General features: G+C 70.8%; 10 protein-coding genes. 2 read left to right on the top strand and 8 right to left on the bottom strand.

All coding sequences use genetic code 11. The annotated features are described in order from the left end of the window. Nucleotides 1–173: 173 nt before the first annotated feature. A complete protein-coding gene (locus tag ACFW0G_RS38560; RefSeq protein ID WP_378330457.1) occupies nt 174–1,034 on the bottom strand; it encodes an SGNH/GDSL hydrolase family protein in 861 nt (286 codons plus the stop codon). A gap of 118 nt (nt 1,035–1,152) precedes the next feature. Between ACFW0G_RS38560 and ACFW0G_RS38555 the strand changes: the two genes are divergently transcribed. Then, nucleotides 1,153–2,442: a PucR family transcriptional regulator gene (locus tag ACFW0G_RS38555; RefSeq protein WP_378330456.1), complete on the top strand. Its 1,290-nt coding sequence runs from the start codon at nt 1,153–1,155 to the stop codon at nt 2,440–2,442. Here ACFW0G_RS38555 and ACFW0G_RS38550 read toward each other — a convergent pair. Continuing rightward, on the bottom strand, nt 2,340–2,801 hold the full coding sequence (locus ACFW0G_RS38550) for a hypothetical protein (protein ID WP_378330455.1): 462 nt from the start codon (nt 2,799–2,801) through the stop codon (nt 2,340–2,342). The genes ACFW0G_RS38555 and ACFW0G_RS38550 overlap by 103 nt on opposite strands. A gap of 111 nt (nt 2,802–2,912) precedes the next feature. Continuing rightward, entirely contained in the window at nt 2,913–3,788 is an 876-nt protein-coding gene (locus ACFW0G_RS38545; protein ID WP_378330454.1) for an alpha/beta fold hydrolase, read from the bottom strand. A gap of 79 nt (nt 3,789–3,867) precedes the next feature. Between ACFW0G_RS38545 and ACFW0G_RS38540 the strand changes: the two genes are divergently transcribed. Continuing rightward, nucleotides 3,868–4,611 (top strand): TetR/AcrR family transcriptional regulator, encoded by a 744-nt coding sequence (locus ACFW0G_RS38540; protein ID WP_378330453.1) that lies wholly within the window; start codon nt 3,868–3,870, stop codon nt 4,609–4,611. 94 nt (nt 4,612–4,705) lie between these two features. Here the strand turns inward: ACFW0G_RS38540 and ACFW0G_RS38535 are convergent, their stop codons facing one another. The 5 genes from ACFW0G_RS38535 to ACFW0G_RS38515 all read right to left on the bottom strand — a co-directional run bounded on the left by ACFW0G_RS38535 (nt 4,706) and on the right by ACFW0G_RS38515 (nt 10,830). Continuing rightward, entirely contained in the window at nt 4,706–5,350 is a 645-nt protein-coding gene (locus ACFW0G_RS38535) for a TetR/AcrR family transcriptional regulator (protein WP_378330452.1), read from the bottom strand. A 121-nt stretch (nt 5,351–5,471) separates the two neighbouring features. Continuing rightward, nucleotides 5,472–7,166 carry a flavin monoamine oxidase family protein gene (locus tag ACFW0G_RS38530; protein ID WP_378330451.1) on the bottom strand — a complete coding sequence of 565 codons (1,695 nt, stop codon included), beginning with the start codon at nt 7,164–7,166 and terminating at the stop codon, nt 5,472–5,474. Next, on the bottom strand, nt 7,163–7,963 hold the full coding sequence (locus ACFW0G_RS38525) for a carbon-nitrogen hydrolase family protein (protein WP_378330450.1): 801 nt from the start codon (nt 7,961–7,963) through the stop codon (nt 7,163–7,165). Before ACFW0G_RS38525 ends, ACFW0G_RS38530 begins: the two co-directional genes overlap by 4 nt. Next, nucleotides 7,960–9,342: an amino acid permease gene (locus ACFW0G_RS38520; protein ID WP_378330460.1), complete on the bottom strand. Its 1,383-nt coding sequence runs from the start codon at nt 9,340–9,342 to the stop codon at nt 7,960–7,962. The genes ACFW0G_RS38525 and ACFW0G_RS38520 overlap by 4 nt, the downstream gene beginning before the upstream one ends. A gap of 171 nt (nt 9,343–9,513) precedes the next feature. After that, nucleotides 9,514–10,830, bottom strand: a complete 1,317-nt coding sequence (locus ACFW0G_RS38515; protein ID WP_378330449.1) for a sensor histidine kinase — start codon at nt 10,828–10,830, stop codon at nt 9,514–9,516. Nucleotides 10,831–10,832: the final 2 nt, after the last annotated feature.

Genomic DNA, 10,832 nt, shown 5'->3' with positions numbered 1-10,832 from the left:
CGGCGGGCCAGGCGCGGACCGGTGTTCCCGCTCGTCAGAGGGGTACGGGCGGGAACACCGGAGCCGGCGTCGCGGCGTCGGCGGCCGGGATCGTTCTCGCGTGGGGGGAGAACGAACCCGGCCCGTCGGCGCAGGCCCGGCCCCGGGTTTCGCCCAGGTTCCCGCTCGGCGTTTCAGCTCCGGGCGAGCTTGCCCGCGACATAGGCGCCGATGCCCGCCATGCCTGCCTCGTTCGGGTGCAACGGGGCCGCGACCGCGGTCGGCACGAGGCTCTCGTACCACTTCACCCCGGGCGCCTGGCAGACGTCGTGTCCGCTGGTCACGCCGCGGATGTCGAGGAAGCGGGCGCCGTGTGCGGCGGCCTGGCGCGCGAGGGCGGCGTTGAGTTCGCCGATGGTCTTCTGGATGTAGTCAGCATCCCGCGCCGAGAGCGGCGCGACCGGCCAGCACCCGTTGTGCGGGAGATACGTTCCGTAACCGACGACGGAAATTCGTGCCTTCGGCGCCCGTTTCGCGATGGCGGCGATCGCCGCACCCCACTTCGGCTCGAAGCCGGCGATGCTCTCGGCGAGCTGGTCGTGCCCGCCCGCGGTGTATCGGTCGACGCAGTCGGGCTGGGTGCCGGGCGCCAGGTTGAGGCAGCTCAGCACGGCAGGGACCAGGCCGACGTCGTTGGCGCCGATGGTGAGCGTGACGACCGAGGTCCTGCTGCTCAGAGCGTCGAGCTGGGGCGCCGCCGGTCCGGTGAACGTCGGCTGCGAACCGGTCAGGTCGACGGTCTTCGCGCCGGAGCAGGTGACGTCGGTGAGGTTCGCCGCGCCGATCTTCTTCGCCACCACGTGCGGATAGTCCACCAGTGAGCGAAGACAGCCGTAGGACGCCGGATCCTGCGGCGGGATCAGCGGGCCCGCCGCCGCGGAATCGCCGAGTGCCACGTAGTCGGTCGCGGTCACGGCCGACGCCGGTCCCGCGAGCGTGGTGAGGGTGATCGCCGTGATGGCGGCCAACGCCGTCGTCCGTCCGCCGATCCGCATGCCGTCCTCCTCTGGGTCTGTGTTCCGCGGGCTTGCCGCTTCTGGTCTTCGTGACATCATCGGCAGCGATCACCGGCCCGTTGACTGGGAACACGGGCAGAGATCGAGGAGGCCGGTTGTGACCGAGCACAGGACGGACGGGGTGGCAGGGCGGGCGCTGTCGCTCGGCGGACGTCCCGTGCACGAGCGGCTCAGCGTCGAGGAGGCCGAACTCCGGGTTCGCGTGCTCCGGCGGATCCAGGCCGAGGTCGCCGATTACCGGCGGCTGCCCGTCGAGGAGATCCGCGGTGACATCGCGGCGATCACGCAGGACGCCTTACGGGCCTTCGCGCGGAGCCTCCGTGAGGATCGTCCGCTCAACGACGCCGAGCTCCGGCAGATCGGCGGGTCCGCTGCCCGGCGGGCGGAGGAAGGTTTCCCACTCGAAGCCGTGCTGGAGGCGTATCACGTTGGAGCAAGGGAGATCTTCCGTACCGCCGCGGCAGGAGCGGGCGAAGGCGACGTCGACGATCTCGCGGAGATCGTCGATCGCGTGCTGCGGTTCGTCTCGGCGGTCACCGGGGCGGTGACGAGCGGTTACCTCGACCAGTTGCGCACCAAGGTCGGGCAGGAGCACACGGCGCGGCGGTCGCTGCTTTCGGCGTTGCTGGACGGCGGCGCGATCGACGCGGCGGCACTGGCCACCGGGATCACGCTGCCCGCCTGCTATCTCGTGCTGTGCGTCGAACTGGGCCGCCATCCCGACGAGGAACGGCCGGGTGTCGACGCGACCATCGCGGTCCGCCGCAAGCTGCGCCGGTTCCTCGGCACGTTCGAGCAGCAGTGCGGGGAGGGCGTGCTCGCCTCGGTCGACGGCAGCGGCGGTGTGGTGCTGGTGCCGCTGGGCGGCCGGCTGTCCGAAGTGGACGTCGGCGGATGGCGGGAGCTGGCCGGGCACGCCGGGCGCGCGGCGGGCGCGACCGTGACCGTCGCCGCGGAAACCGCGCCGCCGTCCGGAGTCCGTGTCGCGGCGGAGCAGGCGAGCGCGGTGCTCGACGTCGTCCGCTGGTTCGGCCGCGAGCCCGGGCTGTACCGCCTCGACGACGTGCTCATGGAGTTCCAGCTGACCCGGCCCGGCGCCGCGCGCGACCGGCTCGCGGCGGTGGTCGCGCCCCTGGAACCGCATCCCGATCTGTTCGAAACGCTCGACTGCTATCTCGCCAGCGAAGGCAACCGCAGGCGCACGGCCGCCTCACTGCACATCCACCCCAACACGGTGGACTACCGGCTGCGCCGGGTGCGGGAGCTGACCGGCATCGACCCGGTTCAGCCCGCGGGCTTGCCGCGCATCATCGCCGCGCTGGCCGCCCGCCGCGCCGGCGGGTCCACGGACCGGCGCGGCGCGGGGACGTCGGCGCCGAGAAGGTGAGTCCGGGCGTTGCGCACCGCCCGGACGAGGAGGCCACCGCCGAGACCTGTCACCAGCGCGGCGCCGAGCACCAGCGCGGCCCGGCCGGCGGCGGCGTCGAACACCAGGCCGCCGGCACGTCCGAGGACGAACCCGGAGTAGACGGCCCAGGCGATCACCGCGGTTCCCGCGGCGGCGAAGACGGTGGTGGAGAAGCCGATCGCGAGGACGACCGGGACGAACGCGACGAGTGCGTAGGCGGGATGCGCGCCGGCACCCGCCACCGCCGCGGCGAGTGCGGCCACGACCAGCGCCACACAGCCGAGGGGGAAGCCGAAACCGCCGGGAATCCGTCCTTCGCGCGTCGTCCTGGCCCTCATCGGCCCAGTCCAGCTCACTTCCGCTCGGCGGGTAAGGCTCGCTGCCGTGTTCTGTACGGGCCCGCTCGGCTTCTTGACGCTTCCTTGACCAGGGTGCGGGAGAGAGCAGATTCAGCCGTTGGCGCGCGCGGCCGTGCGCGCGATGACGTCGGCGAATTCCGGCCAGAGCGCGTGCGGCAGGTCGTGGCCCATGCCGGGGATCACCACGAGTTCGGCGTCCGGGATCGCTTCGGCGGTCGCCTTGCCGCCGCTGACGTTGATCAGCGGGTCGGCGTCGCCGTGGATGACCGCGACGGGCAGCCGGACTTCGCGCAGCCGTTCCGTGCGGTCGCCCGAGGCGACGATGGCCGCTGTCTGACGCAGTGTCCCTTCGGGATGCACGGCGCGGTCGTAGTGCGTCGCCGTCTTCGTCCGCAGGTACTCCTCCGTCGCCGGGTAGCCGGGGGAGCCGAGAGCGCGGAAAGCGACCACACCCTCGTCGATCGCCTGTTCGCGCGTCGCGGCGGGCGGACGCGTCAGCACGGCCAGCGCGCTGGGCTCGGCCTGGCCGACCGCGCGGTCGCCGGTCGTGGACATGATCGAGGTGACGCTCAGCAGCCGGTCCGGATGGTCGATCGCGAGCTGCTGCACGATCATCCCGCCCATCGACGCGCCCACCACGTGCGCCTTTGCGAAGCCGAGCGCGTCGAAGAGGCCGACGGCGTCGTCCGCCATGTCCGACAGCAGATACGGCACGGTCGCGAGGTCACCCGAAATGAGCGCGGTGAGATCGGGGGCGGGCAGGTGGTCGAGGTAGGTCGACAGGCCGATGTCCCGGTTGTCGAACCGCACCACGTGGAATCCCCGCGCGGCCAGCAGCTCGCACAGCCCCGCCTCCCAGGTGATCATCTGGGCGCCGAGCCCCATGACGAGCACCAGCGGAGCGTCACCCGGATCCCCGAAGGTGTCGTATTCCAGTTCGAGGCCGTTGGCCTGTGCGCGTGGCATGCCCCGATCTTGCCCGAATCCCCCACGGTGACACCACCGGACGCCGGTACCACCGAAAGATGCGGATAACGTACTTCGCATGGCATCGTCCCCGGGAACGGGCAACCGGCCGCGGTCGAGGGCCGCCGCCGGACTGCCGGCGGTCACCGCGGAGCGGATCGTCGACGCCGCGCTGAAGCTGACGGCGGAACGGGGACTGGACAGCTGGACACTGCGCCAGCTCGCGGGCGAGGTCGACGCCTATCCCGCCGTCGTCTACCACCACGTCGGGGATCGCGACGCGGTCGTCAACGCCGTCATCGACCGGGTCGTCGGGGAGCTGACGCTGCCGGGGGACACCTTGCCGTGGCGTACCTGGTTCGCGGCGTTGCTCGCCGAGCTTCGCGTGGTGCTGCGACGTTACCCCGGATCGGCGCGGCGGCTCGCGTTGTTCGGACCATCGGTGAGCGCCGCGACGCGCACCATCGACGCGGGTGTCCGGGTCCTGATGGCTGCCGGGTTCGGGGAGGAAAGCGCCCTCGCGTACAACCTGCTGCTCGCCAACGCCTGCCAGTTCGTCGCGATGGAGGACGAACGGGATGGTGATCCCGAGCTGGGTTCGAGCATTACCGAGGAGTACGCCGCCTATCGCGATCGTGGTGACCTGCCCGGCATGGCCGCGCACGGCAGGGCGATGCACGAACTGGTGTCCGATCCGGACAAGGCGTCCGGGTATTTCGCCCGGCTCTACGACTACGCCGTCGAACGCTGCCTCGACGGGCTCGCGTGCCGGCTCACCCGGCTGGCCACCGGCGAGCGGAACTGCTGTGCCGTTCGTTGCTAACCCGACCACGGTCACGGCGGAAACCGGTACCTACGAGCGGGTCGGCTGCGGCCCGTGTCCGCCTGCTTTTGGTCGGATTAGTAAACCGGGGGTGTCAGCCGGGCGCGGAGTTGCCCGCCGGATGCCCCTGGATCACCGGGAAGACCTCACCGACCAGGGTGACCAGCGACTTGCTGAGCAACGTGTGCACCTGCGACCGGTCGAGCGCGCCGCGGACCAGCCATTCCCGTCCGGCGGCCTTCACCATGCCGCCGAACGCGCGGACGAGTGCGTTCAGCTCGGGCCCGTGCGCGCTGTCGCGGGAGAGCCCGACGGCTTCCAGCACCCGGTCGGCGGATTCCTGGTCGGCTTCCTCCAGGATGCGCTCGACCTCCAGGTCCCGGCCGATGCCCTCGGGCGCGATCGCGGCCAGCCACATCCGTTCCTGGCTGGTGACCATGTCCAGAAACCAGTCGATCGCCACGTCGGCCCGCAGTTCGAGCGGCCCCTCCGGAAGGATTTCCACCGCGAGCCTCGGCACGGTGAGCGCTCTCCTGATGATTTCCAGGTACAGCTCGCGCTTCGTGCCGAAGTAGTGGTTGATCAGTCCTCGTGCCACTCCCGCCGCCGCCGCGATGTCCGAAGTGGACACCTCGGAGTACGGCCGCTCACCGAACAGCCGCGCCGCGCACGCGTAGATCTGTTCCTTCCGGGCGTCCGGTTCCAGTCTGCGCCATCGCGGGGCCGGCTCGGTGGTCATGCTCCCCATCGTCGCATGATCGGTTCAGTTCTGACGGTCGAACAGCCCGATGTCGCAAAGTTACCGCCGGGAAACCAGCGCGATTCGTAGTGACCGGCGTACGGTACGGCGTATTCCCGGCTCAATCCGGCAGCACGATCGGGGCAATGTCGTCGAACAGGTCGCCCGGCCCGGGGTTCGCCGGATCGGTCGCGCCGCCGAAGTGCCGCTGGACGCCCCACACCGCGTTCAGCGCGGTCTGGACCGCGCCTTCGGCCCAGCCCGCCGTCCACGAGACGTCGTCCCCGGCAAGGAAAACCCCGCGGAACCGCGGTTCGAGCCGATGCTGCGCGAAATGGGTGAAAAGGCGTTCCTGATAGCGGTAGTGGCCGGGGAGATTGGCCTTGAACGCGCCCATGAAATGGGGCTCGGCTTCCCAGGACACCGTCACCGGGTCGCCGATGACGTGCCGCCGCACGTCCACCCCGGGATAGATCTCGCGCAGCGACTGCAGCATCACCTCGACGCGCTCCGCGACCGTCAGCGGCAGCCACTTCAGCGAATCGTCGGCCCACGTGTAGGAAAGGCAGATCACCGCGGGCGAATCCGGGTCGGTGCCGAGCAGGTACGTCCCGCGCGGCATGCGGTCGGTGAGTGTCATGCTCATGGTGTCGCGTCCGGTCACCGGGTCAGGGTCGAGCCAGAACGGACGGTCGACCGGGACGAAGACCTTCGACGACTCCATGTAGTGGGTGCGCTCGATCGCCGTCCAGTGGTCGATCGGGAACAACGCCTCGTCGCACGCGATCTTCGACAGCAGCAGCCAGCTCTGCGCGGTGAACACCGCCGCGGGATAGGTGTGGATGTGCCCGCTCTCGTCGGTCACGGTGACGTTGGCCGGCGCGGTGCGGTGCAGCCGGACGACACCGGGGCGCGGCTTGCCGCTCTCGTGCAGCGAGCCGAGGCTCGTACCGGCGGGCCAGTGCGCGAGGCGTTCGGGGGCGTGTTCCCACAGCCGGAGCGGCAGCTGCCTGCTGCCGCCGACGATGCTGCGGTGCTCGTCGTCGGCGCCGGTGTAGACCACTCGCAGGATTTCCAGGATCGAGTTCGGGAAGTCGGTGTCCCAGCCGCCGGTGCCGAAACCGACCTGCCCGAAGATCTCACGGTCCCGGAAGGACGAGAACGCGGGTGAGTCACAGAGAAATCCGTAGAACGTCTGGTTGTCCAGCCGTGGCACGAGTTCGTTCCACAGTTTCTTGATCGTCTTCGTGTCCCGGTCGCGGATGGCGGTCTGCATCGAACTGAAACTCGCGTGCTCTTCGAGCGTGCGCTCCCAGGCCGCGGCGACTCCGCCGAACACCTCGGGCAGGTCCGCGGCGGTGCGCGCGTAGTGGCTGCGGCCCTTGAGGTCGACGACGGTGCTCGGGGTGGCCGGGGCGAGCGGGTTCGGGAACGGCGTGGTCCGGAGACCGACCTTGTCGATGTAGTGGAACAGCGTGGTCGAGGCGGGCGGGAACCGCATCGCACCCATTTCCGCCACGACGTCGTCGGGACAGCCGGGGAACCGCACCGTGCGCAGCCGCCCGCCGATCTCGGCGATCTCGTACACCACCGGGCGCAGGCCCAGTTTCATCAGCTCGTAGGCGGTGACGATGCCGGACAGCCCGCCACCGATCACGGCGACCTCGGTGCCGTGGCGGTCCGCCGGGATCGAGCCGAGCCCGGCCGGATGGGCGAGATAATCGTCGTAGGCGAACGGGAAATCGGGGCCGAACATGGTGATCGGGCGGCCCGCCGGTTCGTCGTGATGGATCGCGGTGGGAACGGCGGAGGTCATGCGCGGGGTCCTTCGGGGTCACGCGGGTCTTGCCGGTCGAGCAGCGCTCGGTAGAGCTCGGGGCGCCGGTCGGCGAGGTGGGTGTTCTCGGCGCGGGACGCGGCCAGCACCGCGGGGTCGACCCGCGCGCTGAGCATCGCCGGCCGCGTGCCCGCCCGCGCGAGCACTTCGCCGGTCGGGGCGACGATCGCGGACCGGCCGCAGTAGGTCAGTTCCTGTTCGCTGTCACAGCGGTTGGCGTAGACGACGTAGAGCTGGCTTTCGTAGGCCCGCGTGGGTACCAGGGTGTCGGCGACCAGTTCGTACGGGCTCATCAGCGCGGTCGGCACGACCAGCAGATCGGTGCCCGCGAGGGCGTGTGCCCGGACCTGCTCGGGGAATTCGACGTCGTAGCAGATCAGCAGCCCGACGCGCAGCCCGTCCAGCTCCGCCTGCACCACGGCCGCCGAGCCAGGGGTGAACCACGCGCGGTCGAGGTCGCCGAACAGATGCGCCTTGCGGTAGTTCGCGAGCCGCTCGCCGGTCGCGCCGATCAGCTGGACGCTGTTGTAGACGTACTCGCCCTCGCGTTCGGGATAGCCGTAGACGAGCGCGATCCCGGCGTCGGCGGCCAGTTCGCTCATCCGGCGGGCGGTCGGCCCGTCCGCCGGTTCGGCGAGCTCGTGGGAGGCCGCGCCGATGTGGTAGCCGGTGGTGATCATCTCGGCCGCGACGAGCAGCCGCGCGCCGGATCCTGCCGCGGCCATGGCGGCCACCGGGAGCGCGTCGTACGGTCCCTGGTGGACGGCGACGATCATCGCGGTCCCGCCAGCCGCGCGCGGCGCACGCTGTAGCCGAAGTAGATCGCGAGGCCGAGCAGCATCCAGCCGCCGAAGACGATCCAGGTCGCCGTGTCGAGGCTGAACATCAGCAGCGCGCAGCAGCCGATGCCGATGACCGGGGTGACCGGTGCGAGCGGGACCCGGAACGTGCGCGGCTGCTCCGGCCTGCGCCTGCGCAGCACCAGCACCGCGATGTTGACCAGCGCGAACGCGAACAGCGTGCCGATGCTGGTCGCGTCGGCGAGTTTGCCGAGCGGCACGAAGGCGGCCAGCACGGCGACGAAACCGGACACCACCAGCGTGTTCGTCCTCGGCGTCCCGGTTTTGGCATCCACAGTGGACAGTGCGGCGGGCACCAGCCCGTCCCGCGACATCGCGAACAGGATCCTGGTCTGTCCATAGAGGACTGTCAGGACGACGCTGGAGATCGCCACGATCGCGCCGACGGCGAGCAGCGCGGCCCAGAACTCGTTGTCCAGGATCGAGGTCAGCACGTGTGAGAGCGCCGCCTGCTGATCGCCGAATTGCTGCCACGGCAGCGCGCCGACCGCGGCGACCGCGACAAGGCAGTACAGCACCGTGACGATGCCGAGAGAGAGCAGGATCGCCCTCGGCAAGTCGCGCTGCGGGTTCTTCGCCTCCTCGCCCGCGGTCGACGCCGCGTCGAAGCCGATGTAGGAGAAGAACAGTTTCGCCCCGCCCGCGCTCAGCCCCGCCAGACCCAGCGGCAGGAACGGGGTGAAGTTCTTCGCCTGCACCGCGGTGAACGCGATCGCGCAGAACAACACCAGCGTGCCGATCTTGATGACGACCATGATCGCGTTGGCCCTCGCGCTTTCCTTCGCGCCGGCCAGCAGCAGCACCATCGCGAGCAGCACGACGACGATGGCCGGGACGTTCACGATCCCGCCGCCGCCGGGTGGCTGGCTCAGCGCGTCCGGGATGGTGAAACCGAAGGCCGCCCGCAGGAGTTCGTTGAGGTATTGCCCCCATCCGACGGCTACGGAGGCCACCGAGACGCCGTACTCGAGGACGAGACACCAGCCGCACACCCACGCGACGAGTTCGCCGAGCGTGGCGTAAGCGTAGGAGTAGGAAGAGCCGGAAAGCGGAATCATCCCGGCGAGTTCGGCGTAGGACAGCGCCGAGAACAGCGCGGTGACACCGGCGAGGACGAACGAGAGGATCACCGCCGGGCCGGCGACCGGCACCGCCTCGCCGAGGACCACGAAGATCCCGCTGCCCAGCGTCGCGCCGATGCTGAGCATGGTCAGCTGGCCGAGCCCGAGCGACCGCTTCAGCTTCCCGTGATCGCCCTCGGCGATCAGGTCCGCGACGGGCTTGCGCCGCAGCATCGCGGCTCGCAGTCCCGTTCGCGGTGGTGTGCTGGTCGCCGGTTTCACCTGGCTCCTCCTCGCTGAGGTCCGTGTGGATCGCGAGCCACGGTATCGGTCGCGTTGCGACCGCAGAACGGCGAATCATTGTGAGTTTTGCTGGATGTGCGGTACTTCATTGCGCCTTCGGGCCTAGTCGTGAGGATTCGTTCCGGTGGCCGCGGGCAGCAGCAGCGTGAACGTCGGCGGATCCGGCTTGCTCAGCCGCAACCGGCCGTCCTCGGCCTCGGCAAGGCTACGGGCCAGCCGCAGGCCGATCCCGTGCCCGGTGGCCTGGGTGTGATCCAGCGTGAACGGATCGGCCTCGCCGAGGTCCGGTCCCTCGTCGACGACGTCGATCGCCAGGGTGTCCCCGGCGTCGCGGGTCACCACGGTCACCGTGCCGCTGCCGTGCGTGACGGCGTTGTCCACCAGCACGCTCAGCACCTGGCGGATCGCCGCGGCCGCCGCCCGCGCGGGCGGGGCGTCCTCGGCACGGACCACCAGCTCACGGCCCTGCCCGGCGAGCACGGGTTGCCACGTCTGCCGGAGCTCGTCGAGCAGCGTGTCCAGGTCGAGCGGCGCCCGCGGCGCGCGGCTCTGCCGGGCCAGCGCGAGCAGGTCCTCGATGGTGCGTTCGAGCCGGTCGACCGAGCCGAGCCCGGCCTCGATCGCGCTGCGCGGGTCCTGCCCCGGGTTCTCCAGCGCCGCCTCCAGTTGCAGGCGAAGCCCGGTCAGCGGGGTGCGGAGCTGGTGGGAGGCGTCGGCGGAGAACGCCCGCTCACGCTCCAGCGTCTCGCCGATTCGTTCGGCGGTGGTGTCGAGCGCCGAGCCGACCTTGTCGATCTCGGGAATGCCGGGGCGCGGCGAGCGGACGGTGAAATCGCCGTCGCCGAGCCGCCCGGCCGCCGCGGCGAGCTCCTCGAGCGGCCGGGTCAGCCGGGCCGCGATCCACCGGGCCAGCAGCCAGCTGCCGGTCACCGCCAGTGCCGCGCAGCCCGCCATGGCCAGCCACGCCAGTGCGATCCGGTGGTTCAGCTCCGAGCGGGGCAGCGCCGCGCGGATGACGCCGGTCAGCCGGTCCCCGCTCAGCACCGGCACGGCGAGGACCTCCTCGTCCCCGAGCGAGCCGTTGACCATGTCCTTGGTCGTTCCCGCGACCCTGCGGGTGACCTCGTCGGCCACCGGCGGGCCGTGCCCCGCCAGCCGCCTGCCGTCCGGGCTGTAGACGCCGACCTTGATCCGGGCCTCGGCCTCGTCGTCACCAGGGCCCACCACCGGCGGTGGGACGGGCTGGCCGTTGGCGAGCGGTTTCGAAACCACGACGGCGACGGCGTCGGCGGCTCGTTCCAGGTCGGCGACGGTGTCGTCGCCGAAGGTCTCCGCCGCGACGATCGCCAGGGGCAGGCCGAACAGCGTGGTCGCCAGCACCGCCGCGAGGACGGTGAGCGTCACGATCCGACGGCGCACGC

This window comes from Amycolatopsis sp. NPDC058986 (assembly GCF_042741125.1).
In the GTDB taxonomy this organism is placed as follows: Bacteria; Actinomycetota; Actinomycetes; order Mycobacteriales; family Pseudonocardiaceae; genus Amycolatopsis.
Note: the sequence above shows the minus strand (reverse complement) of the source record. Positions and strands in the feature narration are given on the sequence as shown.